The sequence below is a fragment of the Streptomyces sp. NPDC087420 genome, from assembly GCF_044744165.1.
In the GTDB taxonomy this organism is placed as follows: domain Bacteria; phylum Actinomycetota; class Actinomycetes; order Streptomycetales; family Streptomycetaceae; genus Streptomyces.
This window is the reverse complement of sequence record NZ_JBIUXU010000005.1, coordinates 390,097-407,010: the sequence shown is the minus strand read 5'-3', so window position 1 is coordinate 407,010 and position 16,914 is coordinate 390,097. Positions and strand designations below refer to the sequence as shown.

The 16,914-nt window shown below is 68.4% G+C and carries 1 protein-coding gene; it reads left to right on the top strand.

The window, feature by feature from the left end:
- The first annotated feature begins 113 nt into the window (after positions 1–113).
- Positions 114–16,907 (top strand): amino acid adenylation domain-containing protein, encoded by a 16,794-nt coding sequence (locus ACIO1C_RS12635; protein WP_401861816.1) that lies wholly within the window; start codon positions 114–116, stop codon positions 16,905–16,907.
- Positions 16,908–16,914: the final 7 nt, after the last annotated feature.

Below are 16,914 nucleotides of genomic sequence, written 5' to 3'. Positions count from 1 at the left end.
ATGATTGACAGTGCTCAGTTCGGCTTGAGAGGGTGACCCGGATCGACATTGCTGTCAAATTGCTTAATTGGCTGCTCCTGGCACGGAGCGCGAGCGTCGACCGGGGTGCGGAAATGTCTGGATCATATGAAGACCGTCGTGAACTGATGGCCGGACAGCTTGGCGTATGGCATGCGCAGCAAATGAATCCAGATAATCCGATCTACAACATGAGTGAATACATAGAGATTCACGGAAAGGTGAACACCGGCTTCTTTGAAACGGCAGCGCGACGAGTTGTCCAAGAAGTCGACTGTTTTCACCTGCGCTTCGAGGGATCCATAGGCGAAGACCCGCAGCAGTATTTTGACCTGCGGAGCGATTGGCCGTTTCACGTGATCGACGTGAGCGACGAGGAAGATCCCCGTGCCGGCGCGGAGACGTGGATGCGGGCGGACCTGCGGCGTGCGGCGGAACTCCAGGGCGGCGAACTCTTCACCCAGGCCCTGTTCAAGGTGGAGGAAGACCTCTTCTTCTGGTATCAGCGAATACACCACATCATCGCGGACGGACTCGCAGGACCCCTGATAGCGGCCCGATTGGCTTCGGTTTACTCGGCACTGCTGGCCGGCGAATCAGTCACGGACAGCACGCTTCCTTCGAGTTCCGTACTGATGGACGCCGACGCCGATTACCGGGTTTCCGCAGAATTCGAACGGGACCGGGAGTACTGGACGGAGCGTCTTTCCGATCGCCCTCGTACGGTCAGTCTGAGTGGCCGGGAACCTTCCACCACGCCCCGTGAATTGACACGGCATACGCTCCGCATTCCTCCCGACGCCGCTGGGGAACTCAGAAGCTCCGCACGCCGGCTGGGAACAAGCCTCTCGGGCCTGTCCATAGCCGCGAGCGCCGCCTACCTGCATCGCGCGACGGGACAGGAGGACATCATCCTCGGGGTCCCCGTCATGGGCAGAGCAACCGCACTGCGGGGCATCCCGGGAATGACGGCGAATATCGTTCCGCTGCGCCTCACCGTCCAGCCGATGGCCACGGTGAAAGAACTCGTGAAGCAGGTGTCTCGCGGGGTGAGGGATTCCTTGCGGCATCAGCGCTACCGTTACGAGGACATCCTCAGGGACCTGAAGCTCGTAGGGCGCGGCGGCCTTTACCCTCTGCTGGTCAATATCGTCTCCTTCGACTACGGGCTGAGATTTGGTGACGCCCCCAGCACTGCGCACGGACTCGGTGGCATAAATTTCAATGACCTGTCGATTTCGGTGTACGACAGGTCGTCCGACGGAAGCATGTCCGTGGTCGTGGATGCCAACCCGGATCTTTACGACCGGGGAGCAGTGCGTGAGCACGCCGCGAAATTCCTGGACGTGATGAACTGGATGGCGCGTTCCACCGCCGAGGAACGCGTACACGAGATCACGTTGATGAGCCGCTCCGAGCAGCGTCTGGTTCTCGAGGACTGGAACGACACCGCCCGGGAGGTGCCGGCGGCGACGCTGCCGGAGCTGTTCCAAGCCCAGGCCGCCCGTACCCCCGACGCGACCGCGGTGGTCTTCGAGGGGATCGAGGTGACCTACGCCGAGCTCAACGCGCGTGCCAACCGCCTCGCCCGGCTGCTGATCGGCCGGGGTGTGGGACCCGAGTCGCTGGTCGCCGTCATGATGCACCGCTCCGCCGACCTGGTCGTCGCCCTCCTCGCGGTGGTCAAGGCCGGCGGCGCGTACGTACCCGTCGACCCGGACTATCCCGCCGAGCGGATCACGTACGTCCTCACCGACGCCCAGCCCCTCCTCGTCCTCACCACCACAGACCTCGCCTCCCCACTCACCGACAACCACCCGCCCTACGTGGCCGTCAACGACCCCCACACCACCACCGCACTCAAAAACCTCCCCCACACCGACCCCACCGACACCGAACGCCACACCACCCTGCTCCCCGCCCACCCCGCCTACGTCATCTACACCTCCGGCTCCACCGGACAGCCCAAGGGCGTGGCCGTACCTCACGCGGGTGTGGTCAACTGGCTGACCTGGTTGCAGGGCACCTACCACTTGACCTCCTCGGAACGGGTGTTGCAGAAAACCCCCTTCGGTTTCGACGTGTCGGTACGGGAGTTCTTCTGGCCGCTGCTCCACGGTGCGACGTTGGTGGTCGCCAGGCCCTCGGGCCACCGCGACCCCGCGTACCTGGCCGAGGTGATCCAACGCGAACGTGTCACGATCGCGCACTTCGTCCCGTCCCTGCTCCAGGTCTTCCTGCGCGAACCGGCCGCCGCCGCCTGTACCGACCTGCGAGCTGTGTTCTGCAGCGGCGAGGCGCTCCCCGGCGACGTCGCCGGACAGTTCCGGAACGTCCTGGACGTTCCGCTTCACAATCTCTACGGTCCCACCGAGGCGTCGGTCGAGGTCACCGCATGGACGTGTGACGGCGACACCAGCAGGAGCAGTGTCCCCATCGGACGCCCGGTCTGGAACACCCAGGTCTATGTGCTGGACGCGGCGCTGCGGCCGGTGCCGGTGGGTGTCGCGGGCGAGCTGTACCTGGCCGGCGTGCAGCTGGCCCGTGGGTACCACGCCCGGCCGGGACTGACCGCGCAGCGGTTTGTCGCCAACCCCTTCACCTCGGGTGAGCGGATGTACCGCACCGGCGACCTCGCCCGCTGGAATGCCGACGGGCAACTGGAGTATCTGGGCCGTACGGATGACCAGGTGAAGATCCGGGGTTTCCGGATCGAGCCGGGTGAGATCGAGGCCGCGCTGACCGCGCACCCGGACGTGGCCCAGTCGGCGGTGACGGTGCGTGAGGACCGCCCCGGCGACAAGCGCCTGGTCGGCTACCTCGTCCCGGCGAGCGGTCCGGAGAACGGTACGGCGGGTGTGGACGTCGCCGGAGTGCGCAGGCATCTGCAGCGCGTGTTGCCGGAGTACATGGTGCCGTCCGCGCTCGTGGTCCTGGATGCGCTGCCGTTGACGGTGAACGGCAAGCTGGACCGTAAGACCCTGCCCCCTCCGGACTACCAGGCGGCCGAGCGTGGCCGGGGGCCGGCCACGGTGCAGGAGGAGCTCCTGTGCACCGTGTTCGCCGAGATCCTGGGCCTGGACACGGTCGGCGTGGACGACAACTTCTTCGAGCTGGGCGGCCACTCACTGCTGGCGACCCGCCTGGTGAGCCGCATCCGGTCGGTCTTCGGAGCCGAGGTCCCGATCCGGACCCTCTTCGAGGCGCCCACACCGGCAACCCTGGCCGGCCGATTGGCCTCCTCCCGTGCCAGGCGGCCACCGCTGGTACGGGCGGAGCGGACGGAGCGGGCGCCGTTGTCGTTCGCACAGCAACGGCTCTGGTTCCTGGGCGAGTTGGAAGGCCCGTCGGCCACCTACAACATCCCCCTCGCCCTGCGGCTGACCGCGCCCGTGGATGTCGGCGCCCTGAAGGCCGCCCTGCGGGATGTGGTCGGCCGCCACGAGGTCCTGCGCACCGTGTTCGCGACGGTGGATGGGGAGCCGTACCAGCGGATCCTGCCGGCCGAGAACGCCCCGGTCCCCCTCACAGTCGAACGGGCCGCTGACCTCCAGGCCGCGGTCACCGAGATCGCGGGTCACCACTTCGATCTTGCCAGGGAGATCCCGCTGCGGGCCTGGCTGTTCGACACCGGTCCTGACGAGCACGTCCTGATGATCATGGTGCACCACATCGCGGGTGACGGGTGGTCCCTGGCCCCGCTGACGCGGGATCTGACGGCCGCGTACGCGGCCCGATCCGCCGGCCGGCCCCCGGAGTGGGCGCCGTTGCCGGTGCAGTACGCCGACTACAGCCTGTGGCAGCGCGAGCTGCTCGGCGACAAGACCGACCCCGACAGCGTCCTGACCGAGCAGTTGGCCCATTGGCGCCAGGCATTGGCCGACCTGCCGGAGGAGTTGGCGTTGCCGTTCGACCGGTCGCGTCCCCCGGTCGTCTCCCATCGGGGTGGCAGTGTCGCACTGACCATTGACGCGCGGGTGCACCAGGGGCTGGTCGAGCTGGCCCGGGTGCAGGGCGTGACGGTGTTCATGGTGGTGCAGGCGGCGTTGGCCGTCCTGCTGCACCGGCTGGGGGCCGGAGACGACATCCCGGTCGGCACCCCGATCGCCGGACGCACCGACGAGGCACTGGACGATCTGGTCGGGTTCTTCGTCAACACCCTCGTCCTGCGCTCCGACCTGTCCGGCGATCCGACCTTCCTGGAACTGCTGGCCAGAACACGGGAAGCGGACCTCGGCGCCTATACGCACCAGGATGTGCCGTTCGAGCGGCTGGTGGAGGACCTGGCCCCGGCCCGGTCGATGGCCCGCCATCCGCTGTTCCAGGTCATGCTCACCCTCCAGAACGCCGCCGACGCGCATCTCGACGTGCCCGGGCTGGACATCGAGGCACTGCCCGCGGGCGTCCTTCCCGCCAAGTTCGACCTGGACTTCCAGATCGCCGAGCAGACCACCGACGGCGGCACCCCGGCGGGCCTGACCGGACGGGTCATCTACGCCACCGACCTGTTCGATCCCGCGAGTGTCGAGGCGATCGCACGGCGCTTCCTCATGGTCCTGGAGACAGTGACCACGGATCCGTCGGTGCCGGTCGGCCGCGTGGACGTCCTGGACACCGTGGAGCGGGAGCGGATCCTGTCCGGGTGGAACGGCCCCAGCCACGAGATCCCGCCGACCACGCTGGCCGCACTGTTCGAAGCACAGGTCGCCCGCACCCCCGGCGCGACCGCGGTGGTCTTCGACGGCACCGAGACGACCTACGCGGAGTTGAACGCGCGGGCCAACCGGCTGGCCCGTGTCCTCGTGGGCAGGGGCGCCCGGCCGGAAGAACGTGTGGCGGTGATGATGGACCGCTCCGCCGACCTCGTCGTCGCACTCCTCGCGGTGGTCAAGACCGGAGCCGCGTACGTCCCGATCGACCCGGCCTACCCCGCCGACCGCGTCACCTACACGCTCCACGACGCCCAGACCACACTGCTGGTCACACACCGGGCCATGACAGGCGCGGTGGACGACGGTGTGACGCGCGTCGTGACGGATGCCCCGGACACCACGGCGGCCCTGTCCGCCACGGCCGGGGAGAACCTCACGGACCGCGAGCGAGGAGCGGCGCTCCTGCCCGCCCACCCCGCCTACGTGATCTACACCTCCGGTTCCACGGGACGCCCCAAGGGCGTCGTGGTGAGCCACGCGGCAGTCTGCTCCTATCTCACGTGGGCACGCGGCGCGTATCCCGGGTTGAGTGGCCGGACCGTGCTGCACTCGTCGGCCGCGTTCGACCTGACCGTCACCCCGTTGTACGGCACGCTGATCTCGGGCGGTGCCCTGCATGTCGCGGATATCCGGGAGGGGATTCCGGCTGGACTGGCGCCCACCTTCCTGAAGGTGACGCCCAGTCACCTGGGCCCGCTGTCCGAAGAGCCCGGCGGATCCTTCGCCCGGGGAGACCTCGTCGTCGGCGGCGAGAGCCTTGCGGGCGAGCAGCTCACCCGGTGGCGGTCCGCGCACCCCGACGTCCTGATCACGAATGAGTACGGTCCGACCGAGGCGGCCGTCGGATGTGTGACATTCACCGTCCGTCCCGGGGATCCGGATGGGCGGGGTGGCGTCCCCATCGGCCGTTCCGTTCCGAACATGGCAGCCTTCGTCCTGGACGCGGCCCTGCGGCCGGTGCCGCCCGGGGTGGCGGGTGAGTTGTATCTCGCCGGCGTACAGCTGGCCCGCGGCTACCTCGGGCGGCCGGGGCTGACCGCGCAGCGGTTTGTCGCCAACCCGTTCGGTGGTCAGGGTGAGCGGATGTACCGCACGGGTGACCTGGCCCGGTGGAACGCCGAGGGGCAGCTGGAGTATCTGGGCCGTACGGATGACCAGGTGAAGATCCGGGGTTTCCGGATCGAGCCGGGTGAGATCGAGGCCGCGCTGACCGCGCACCCGGACGTGGCTCAGTCGGCGGTGGTGGTGCGTGAGGACCGCCCCGGGGACAAGCGCCTGGTCGGCTACCTCGTCCCGGCGAGCGGTCCGGAGAACGGTACGGCGGGTGTGGACGTCGCCGGAGTGCGCAGGCATCTGCAGCGCGTGTTGCCGGAGTACATGGTGCCGTCCGCGCTCGTGGTCCTGGATGCGCTGCCGTTGACGGTGAACGGCAAGCTGGACCGTAAGGCGCTGCCCGCTCCGGACCATCAGCCGACGGACGGCGGGCGGGAGCCCTCGACGGTGCAGGAAGAACTCCTGTGCTCGGTGTTCGCCGAGATCCTGGGCCTGGATACGGTCGGCGTGGACGACAACTTCTTCGAACTGGGCGGCCACTCACTGCTGGCGACCCGGCTGGTGAGCCGCATCCGGTCGGTCTTCGGGGCCGAGGTCCCGATCCGAACCCTGTTCGAAGCGCCCACTCCGGCAGCTCTGGCCGGCCGATTGACCTCCTCCGGTACGAGGCGGCAATCACTGGTACGGGTGGAGCGGGCGGAGCGCGTGCCGTTGTCGTTCGCGCAGCAGCGCTTGTGGTTCCTGGGCGAGTTGGAGGGCCCGTCGGCGACCTACAACATTCCTGTCGCTCTGCGGCTGAGCGGTGACCTCGACGTCGAGGCGTTGCGGAGGGCGCTGGGCGATGTGGTGGGCCGGCACGAGGTGCTGCGGACGGTCTTTCCGACCGATGAGGGCAGGCCGTATCAGCGGATTGTCGCCGCGCCTTCCTCTTTCGAGCTGCCGGTGGTCGAGGTGGGACGGGAGGGCCTGACGGAAGCGGTCGCCGGGCTGGCGGGTCATGCGTTCGACCTGAGTGCTGAGCTTCCTTTGCGGGGGTGGCTGCTGCGGGTGGGGCCGGGTGAGTGCGTGCTGGTGATGGTGATGCATCACATCGCCGGTGACGGGTGGTCGATGGGACCGCTTGCGAGGGATGTGTCGGTCGCGTACACGGCCCGTGCTACCGGGCGGGCACCCGACTGGGAGCCGCTGGAGGTGCAGTACGCGGACTACACGCTGTGGCAGCGCGAGCTCCTCGGCGAGGAGAGCGACCCGGAAAGCCTCCTGAACGAGCAACTGGGCTACTGGCGCAAGGCCTTGGACGGGGTGCCGGAGGAACTGGTGCTGCCGTTCGACCGCCCACGGCCACCGATGGCCTCCCACCGCGGCGGCCAGGCGGAGCTCCGTGTGCCGGCCGACGTACATGCCCGGGTGGCGGAGCTGGCCCGTGCCCAGGGCGTGACCGTGTTCATGGTCCTCCAGGCCGCTTTGGCAGTACTGCTGTCCCGGATGGGCGCGGGGAGTGACATCCCCGTGGGCACCCCCGTCGCGGGACGCACCGACGAAGCACTGGACGACCTGATCGGGTTCTTCGTCAACACCCTGGTGATACGCACCGACCTGTCCGGCGACCCCACGTTCACCGCCCTACTGGAACAGGTCCGCGAAAACGGCCTGGCCGCCTTCGCCCACCAAGACGTGCCCTTCGAAAGACTGGTCGAAGACCTCGCCCCAGCCCGCTCGATGGCCCGCCACCCCCTCTTCCAAGTCATGCTCGCCCTGCAGAACAACGACCAAGCCGTCCTCGACCTGCCCGGTATCGACGCCGCGCTGTTGCCCGCCGGCGAGCCGGTGGCCAAGTTCGATCTGTCCTTCACCCTGGCCGAGACCTTCCACACCGACACCGAAACCGCCGCCAGCACCGGCACCGGCAGCGGTAGTCGCCCGGCCGGTCTGCACGGCGGTATCGACTACGCCCTCGACCTGTTCGACCCCGAAACGGTGGAGACTCTGGCCGAACGGTTCGTCCGCGTCCTGGACACCGTCACCGCCAACCCCCACCAGCACGTCAACGCCATCGACGTACTGGACCCGGCGGAGCGGCAGCGGATCCTGGCCGAGTGGAACAACACCGCCCGGGAGGTGCCGGCGGCAACGCTGCCGGACCTGTTCCAGGCCCAGGCCGCCCGTACCCCCGACGCGTCCGCCGTCGTCTTCGCCGGCATCGAGGTGACCTACGCCGAGCTCAACGCGCGTGCCAACCGCCTCGCCCGGCTGCTGATCGACCGCGGAGTGGGTCCCGAGTCGCTGGTCGCGGTCATGATGCACCGCTCCGTCGACCTGGTGGTGGCCCTCCTCGCGGTGGTCAAGGCCGGCGGCGCGTACGTACCCGTCGACCCGGACTACCCCGCCGAGCGGATCACCTACCTCCTCACCGACGCCGAACCCCTCCTCGTGCTCACCAGCACGGACCTGGTCTCCCGCCTCACCGGCACAGAGCTGTCGCACCTGATCGTTGACGACCCTCGGACCATCACCGCACTCGAGGATTTCCACAACACCGATCCCACCGACACCGAGCGCCGCACCCTCCTGCTGCCCGCCCATCCCGCCTATGTCATCTACACCTCCGGCTCGACCGGGCAGCCCAAGCGCGTGGCTGTCACCCACCAAGGGCTGCCGAGCCTGACCGCCGCGCAGGCGGAGGAATTCACGATCACAACAGGTAGCCGGGTACTCCAGTTCGCCTCGGCGAGCTTCGACGCGGCAATCTGGGAGACGGTGATGGCCTTGTGCAACGGGGCCTGCCTCATCTCGGCCCCGCCGCACGACCTGCTGCCGGGCCAGGCGCTCGTCCGCCTGGTCGCGGAGCAGTCGGTCACCCACGCGCTCCTGCCCCCGGCCGTACTGGCTCTCCTGGAACCGGGCAGTCTGCCGTCGATCACAACTCTCATCACCGGCGGCGAGGCCCTCAACCAGAACGTGGTCGCCCGTTGGGCCGACGGCCGCCGTCTCATCAACGCCTACGGACCGACGGAATCCACCGTCTGCGCCACCACCACCGACCCCCTGCCCGCCAACGACAACAAGACTCCGCACATCGGCACGCCTGTCGCCAACACCCGGGTCCATGTGCTGGACGCGGCGTTGCGGCCGGTGCCGGTGGGTGTGGCAGGTGAGTTGTACGTCTCCGGCGCGGGCCTGGCCCGTGGCTACCACGCCCGGCCGGGACTGACCGCGCAGCGGTTCGTCGCGAACCCGTTCGGTGGTCAGGGTGAGCGGATGTACCGTACCGGCGACCTCGCCCGCTGGAACGCCGAGGGGCAGTTGGAGTATCTGGGCCGTACGGATGACCAGGTCAAGGTCCGCGGGTTCCGTATCGAGCCGGGTGAGATCGAGGCCGCGCTGCTCACCCACCCGGACGTGGCCCAGGCAGCCGTGATGGTGCGTGAGGACCGCCCCGGCGACAAGCGCCTGGTCGGCTACCTCGTCCCCGCCACCGGTCACCCAGGCGGTGTCGACACCGCTGCCCTGCGCGCTCGTCTTGGCGCGATGCTGCCGGAGTACATGGTGCCGTCCGCGCTGGTGGCCCTGGATACTCTCCCGCTGACGGCGAACGGCAAGCTGGACCGCAGGGCCCTGCCCGCTCCGGACCACCGGCCGACCGACGGCGGCCGGGGGCCGGCCACGGTGCAGGAGGAGATCCTCTGTGCCGTGTTCGCCGAGGTCCTGGGCCTGGACACGGTCGGCGTGGACGACAACTTCTTCGAACTGGGCGGCCACTCACTGCTCGCGGTGCGGGTGGTGGAGCTGCTGCGTGCCCGGGGGATGTCGGTTGATGTGCGGTCGTTGTTCGCGGCGCCGACGGCTGCCGGACTGGCCGCGTCGGACGGCCGGGCCGAGGTGGCGGTGCCGGAGAACCGGATTCCGGACGATGCCTCGACGCTTTCTCCCGACATGCTTCCCCTGGTGGATCTGACGCGCGGGGAGATCGACCGGATCGTGGCCCGGGTTCCCGGCGGAGCGGGCAACGTGGCGGATGTGTACCCGCTGGCTCCGTTGCAGGAAGGGATCCTCTTCCACCACCTGATGGGTGACTCCGGTGACGGGACCGATGTGTACGTCCTGCCGGTGCTGTTGGGGTTCGACTCCCGGCAGCGGCTCGACGGGTTTGTGGAGGCACTACAGAGGGTCGTCGACCGGCATGACATCCTGCGGACCGCCGTCTTGTGGGAAGGTCTGCGCGAGCCGGTCCAGGTGGTGGTACGCCACGCTGCGATCCCGGTGGAGAACGTCGACCTGCCCGAGGGGCCCGACGATGAGCTGACCGGCCGGATGCTGGCCGCGTGTCCTGGATCGATGGACATCGGCCGGGCGCCGCTGATCCGCGTGTACACGGCGGCCGACCCGGTGAACGGTCAGTGGCTCGGGCTCGTTCAGGCCCATCACCTGATCTCGGACCACACCACCCTGGACGTGCTGCTGGAGGAGGTGCGCTCGTTCGTCGAGGGCCGCGAGGACACGCTGCCCGCGCCTTTGCCGTTTCGGAACTTCGTCGCCCAGGCCCGCCTGCGGGTGACGCAGGAGGAACACCAGAGGTACTTCTCCGCCCTGCTGGGGGACGTGACCGAGCCGACCGCCCCGTTCGGCCTGCTCGACGTCCGCGGCGACGGCACCGGCGTGACGGAGTCCCGTCGCGTGATGGATACGGAACTCGCGCGGCGACTGCGGGACCAGTCACGCCGGCTGGGCGTGAGCCCGGCCACGGTCCTGCACGTGGTGTGGGCGCGGGTTCTGGCGGCCACCGCGGGCCGGGACGACGTCGTCTTCGGTACCGTCCTGTTCGGCCGCATGGCCGCGGGAAGCGGCGCGGACCGCGTTCTGGGCCTGTTCATCAACTCCCTGCCGGTACGGGTGCGGACTCACGGCGCGCAGGTGAGGGACACGGTCCGGTCGGTGCAGGACCAGCTGGCGGACCTGCTCGTCCACGAGCACGCCCCTTTGAAACTGGCCCGGCAGGCCAGCGGTATCAAGGCGGACACCCCGCTGTTCACCTCCCTCTTCAATTACCGGCACTCCAGGAGCGCCGAGCCAGGGACGGACAACAGCCTTGACGGCATTGAGGTGCTGTACGAACAGGAGCGGACGAACTACCCGATCGGGCTGAGCGTCGATGACGCCGGTGACGGATTCACCCTCACCGTGCAGGCCGCCGAACCCGTCTCGGGTGAATCACTGTGCGCCATGGTCCATACCGTCGCCGAAGGCGTCGTCAGCGCCCTGGAAACAGCACCCCACCAGCAGATCAGCGCGGTGGACGTCCTCGATCCCGCAGAGCGGCACCGGGTCCTGGTCGAGTGGAACGACACCGCCCGGGAGGTGCCGGCGGCAACGCTGCCGGACCTGTTCCAGGTCCAGGCCGCCCGTACCCCCGACGCGACCGCCGTCGTCTTGGAGGACGTGGAACTGAGTTATGCGGACCTCAACGCGCGTGCCAACCGCCTCGCCCGGTTCCTGATCGACCGGGGTGTGGGACCCGAGTCGCTGGTCGCCGTCATGATGCACCGCTCCGCCGACCTGGTCATCGCCCTCCTCGCGGTCGTCAAGGCCGGAGGCGCGTACGTACCCGTCGACCCGGACTACCCCACCGACCGCATCACGTACGTCCTCACCGACGCCCAACCCCTCCTCGTCCTCACCACCACAGACCTCGCCTCCCCACTCACCCACAACCACCCGCCCTACGTGGCCGTCGACAACCCCCACACCACCACCGCACTCAAAAACCTCCCCCACACCGACCCCACCGACACCGAACGCCACACCACCCTCCTGCCCGCCCACCCCGCCTACGTCATCTACACCTCCGGCTCCACCGGACACCCCAAGGGCGTGGCCGTCACCCACCAAGGGCTGCCGAGCCTGACCGCCGCGCAGGCGGAGGAATTCGCGATCACAACAGGTAGCCGGGTGCTGCAATTCGCCTCGGCGAGCTTCGACGCGGCAGTCTGGGAGACGGTGATGGCCTTGTGCAACGGGGCCACCCTCGTGTCGGCGCCTCACAACCTGCTGCCGGGCCAGGCGCTCGTCCGCCTGGTCGCGGAGCGGTCGGTCACCCACGCCACCCTGCCTCCCGCCGTACTGGCTCTCCTGGAACCGGACAGCCTGCCGTCGATCCACACCCTCGTCACCGCCGGCGAAGCGCTGACCCAGAACCTGGTTGCCCAATGGGCCGACGGCCGCCGGCTCATCAACGCCTACGGACCGACGGAGTCCACCGTCTGCGCCACCATCAGCAGCCCCCTGTCCGCCAACGAACACAACACCCCCCACATCGGCACGCCCATCGCCAACACCCGGGTCTATGTCCTGGACGCGGCGTTGCGGCCGGTGCCGGTCGGTGTCGCGGGTGAGTTGTACATCGCCGGCGCGAGCCTGGCCCGTGGCTATCTCAACCGGCCGGGACTGACCGCGCAGCGGTTCGTCGCCAACCCGTTCACCCCGGGTGAGCGGATGTACCGCACCGGCGACCTGGCGAAATGGCGACCGGACGGTGTCCTGGACTTCCTGGGCCGTACAGATGACCAGGTGAAGATCCGAGGGTTCCGGATCGAGCCGGGTGAGGTCGAGGCCGCGCTGCTCAGCCACCCGGACGTGGCCCAGGCAGCCGTGATGGTGCGTGAGGACCGTGCCGGGGACAAGCGCCTCGTCGGCTACCTCGTCCCCAACGATGGCAGTACTCCGCAGGCGGACAGTGCCGCGCTGCGTGCCCATCTCGGCGCGATGCTGCCGGAGTACATGGTGCCGTCCGCTCTGGTGGTTCTGGATGCGCTGCCGTTGACGGTGAACGGCAAGCTGGACCGCAGGGCCCTGCCCGCTCCGGACCACCGGCCGGCCGACGGCGGGCGGGGGCCGGCCACGGTGCGGGAGGAGATCCTCTGTGCCGTGTTCGCCGAGGTCCTGGGCCTGTCCCAGGTCGGCGTGGACGACAACTTCTTCGAACTGGGCGGCCATTCACTGCTCGCGGTGCAGCTGACCAACAGGATCCGGACGGATCTGGGGGTGGAGGTCGCGATGCGGGCGCTGTTCGAGGCGCCGACCGTGGCCGGACTCGCGCAGCGGCTGACTGATTCGGGTGCGGCACGTCCCGCGCTGGTGGCGATGGTACGGCCCGAGGCGGTACCGGTCTCGTTCGCGCAGCAGCGGTTGTGGTTCCTGGGCGAGTTGGAGGGCCCGTCGGCGACCTACAACATCCCCGTGGCTCTGCGGCTGAGCGGTGACCTCGACGTCGAGGCGTTGCGGAGGGCGCTGAGCGATGTGGTGGGCCGGCACGAGGTACTGCGGACGGTTTTTGCCGCCGATGAGGGCAGGCCGTATCAGCAGATCCTTCCCTCGCCCTCCTCTTTTGAGCTACCGGTGATCGAGGTGGAGCAGAAGGGTGAGGTGGAGCAGAAGGGTCTGGAAAGGGCGGTTGCCGGCTTTGCTGGTCACTCGTTCGATCTGGCGGCTGAGCTTCCTTTGCGGGGGTGGCTGCTGCGGGTGGGGCCGGGTGAGTGCGTGCTGGTGATGGTGGTGCATCACATCGCCGGTGACGGGTGGTCGATGGGACCGCTGGCGAGGGACGTGTCCGTGGCGTATGCGGCACGGTCCACGGGCCAGGTGCCCGACTGGGAGCCGTTGGCGGTGCAGTACGCGGACTACACGTTGTGGCAGCGCGAGCTCCTCGGCGAGGAGACCGACCCGGAAAGCCTGCTGAACGAGCAACTGGGCTACTGGCGCAAAGCGTTGGACGGGGTGCCGGAGGAACTGGTGCTGCCGTTCGACCGCCCACGGCCACCGATGGCCTCCCACCGCGGCGGGCAGGTGGACCTCCACGTCCCGGCCGACGTGCATGCCCGGGTGGCGGAGCTGGCCCGTGCCCAGGGCGTGACCGTGTTCATGGTCCTCCAGGCCGCTTTGGCAGTACTGCTGTCCCGGATGGGCGCCGGCAACGACATCCCCGTGGGCACCCCCGTCGCAGGACGCACCGACAAAGCGCTGGACGACCTGATCGGGTTCTTCGTCAACACCCTGGTGATACGCACCGACCTGTCCGGCGACCCCACGTTCACCGCCCTACTGGAACAGGTCCGCGAAAACGGCCTGGCCGCCTTCGCCCACCAAGACGTGCCCTTCGAAAGACTGGTCGAAGACCTCGCCCCAACCCGCTCGATGGCCCGCCACCCCCTCTTCCAAGTCATGCTCGCCCTGCAGAACAACCCCCAGGCGGTGGTGGACCTGCCCGGCATTCGCACCGAACCGTTGCCCACCGGCGAACCGGCGGCCAAATTCGACCTGTTCTTCGCCCTGAGCGAGACCTTCCACACCAACACCGGTGCCGGCAGCGGCAGCGGTAGTCGCCCGGCCGGTCTGCACGGCGGCATCGACTACGCCCTCGACCTGTTCGACCCCGAAACGGTGGAGACCCTGGCCGAACGGTTCGTCCGCGTCCTGGACACCGTCACCAGGGAACCGCACCAGCGGGTCAGCGTGGTAGACGTGTTGTCGGCGGAAGAACGGCACCGGGTTGTGACGGGGTGGAACAACACCGCCGAGGAGGTGCCCGCGGCGACTCTGCCGGAGCTGTTCCAGGCCCGGGTCTCGAAGCATCCTGCCGCGGTCGCGGTGGTCTTCGACGGCGCCGAGGTGACTTACGCGGAGCTGGACGCGCGTGCGAACCGGGTTGCCCGGTCGCTGATCCGTCGCGGTATCGGTCCCGAGAGCATCGTCGGGCTGGCCGTGCCCCGTTCAGTGGACCTGATCGTCGGCCTGCTGGCGGTGCTGAAGTCGGGAGCCGGTTACCTGCCGATCGATCCGGAGTACCCGGCCGAACGGATCGCCTTCATGCTGGCCGATGCCGTCCCCTCTCTGACGCTGACCACCACAGAGATCGCCGGGCGCGTGGCCGCCGGGCCCGCGCTGCTGTTGGACGACCCCGCGGTGGTCGCCGAACTCGCCGCACTGCCGGCCGGCGTTCCCGGCGATGACGAGCGGACCGGTCCGCTGCTGCCGCAGCACCCGGCATACCTGATCTACACCTCCGGCTCGACCGGGCGTCCCAAGGGTGTGGTGATGTCCTGTGGCGCGCTGGTCAACCTGATGTCCTGGCACGCTTCCGCCATCCCCGCCGAGGCCGGTTCGCGGGTCGCCCAGTTCACCGCGATCAGCTTCGACGTCTCGGCCCAGGAGATCCTCTCGGCCCTCTTGGACGGCAAGACCCTTGTCGTACCGGACGAAGAGGTCCGGCGTGACCCGGAAAGGTTCGTGGCATGGCTGAGGGAGCAGAAGGCCACCGAGTTGTACGCCCCCACCATGATGGTGGACGCGCTCGGTGAGGCTGTGGCGGAGCGGGGCACGGACCTGCCGCGGCTGCGTCATGTCTCCCAGGCCGGCGAGGCACTTGTGCTCAGTGACCGGGTCCGTGACCTGTGCGGGGCGGACGGAACGGTGCTGCACAACCACTACGGTCCGTCCGAGACCCATGTGGTCACCGCCCATACCCTGCCGGCGGACCGGGCGGCATGGCCCCGGGGTGCCGCGCCGATCGGCCGTCCGGTGTGGAACACCCAGGTCTACGTCCTGGATCCGGCTCTCCGTCCGGTGCCGGTGGGTGTCGCCGGTGAGTTGTACGTCTCCGGCGCCCAGCTGGCCCGTGGTTACCACGCCCGGCCGGGACTGACCGCGCAGCGGTTTGTCGCCAACCCCTTCACCGCAGGTGAGCGGATGTACCGCACCGGCGACCTCGCCCGCTGGAACGCCGACGGGCACCTGGAGTATCTGGGCCGTACGGATGACCAGGTCAAGGTCCGGGGTTTCCGTATCGAACTGGGTGAGATCGAGGCCGCGCTGCTCGCCCACCCGTCTGTCGCCCGGGCAGCGGTGACCGTGCGGGAGGACCACCCCGGGGACAAGCGCCTGGTCGGCTACCTCGTCCCCACCACCAGTCACCCGGGCGCTGTCGATACGGCCGCCCTGCGCGCCCACCTCGGCGCGACGCTGCCGGAGCACATGGTGCCGTCCGCCCTGGTGGTCCTGGAGAGCCTGCCGCTGACGGCGAACGGCAAACTGGACCGCAGGGCCCTGCCCGCTCCGGAGCACCGGCCGACCGACGGCGGCCGGGGGCCGGCCACGGTACAGGAGGAAATCCTGTGCAGAATTTTCTCCGAAGAACTGAATGTGCCGCGCATCGGCGTCGAGGACAACTTCTTCGAATGCGGAGGACATTCACTTCTGGCGGTCAAGCTGGTGAGTCGGATTCGTTCGGTCATGGGTGTCGATGTCTCCGTCCAGATGGTGATGCAATCACCCAGCGTCGCCGGACTCGCGCATCGGCTCAGCCTTCCCGCGATGGAGGACTCGCTTCGTACGCTTCTTCCCATCAGGACGCAGGGGAGCCGGCCGCCCCTCTTCTGTGTCCATCCGCGATCCGGCTTGAGTTGGTGCTTCGCGCCTCTGGCCGGATTTGTACCTCCTGGCATCCCCTTGTACGGCCTCCAGGCGCGCGATGCCGACGATGCGGGTGAGTTGCCGGGATCCATCCGGGAAATGGCGGAGGAATACGTCAAAGAGTTGCGCACCGTGCAGCCGTCCGGTCCGTATCATCTGCTGGGGTGGTCCATGGGAGGCCGCGTGGCGCAGGAGATGGCCGTACAACTTCAGGAAGACGGCCAGCACGTGGCACTCGTCATCATGGGAGGCTACGCACCCGCCCCGCTCGAAACGTTCGACTCGGCGGAGGAATCGGCAGAACTTGACGAGGCGCCTTCTCTCCATGATCTCGCCGGACTTCCGGGCTACTTCCGCAACGAGATTTCAGAGGAAGAGGCCGAAGTACGGGCGCGGATCATTGCGAACAATACCCGCATCTATGTGAAGCATTACCCTCGCAGATTCCACGGCGATCTCCTCTTCATCTCGTCGGACGAACTCGAGGACGGTTCGGGTCGTTTCATGTGGCAGCCCTATACTTCCGGCCACATAAGCGAGTCGCGGTTGCCCTGCTCTCACGACGACATGGCCGATCCCCCCATGCTCTCCCTGCTGTGGGATTCGATTTCCGACTGGCTGTCCTCGGCAGAGGACGGAGAGAGGACTGAGGGGACCGAATAGGGGCTCA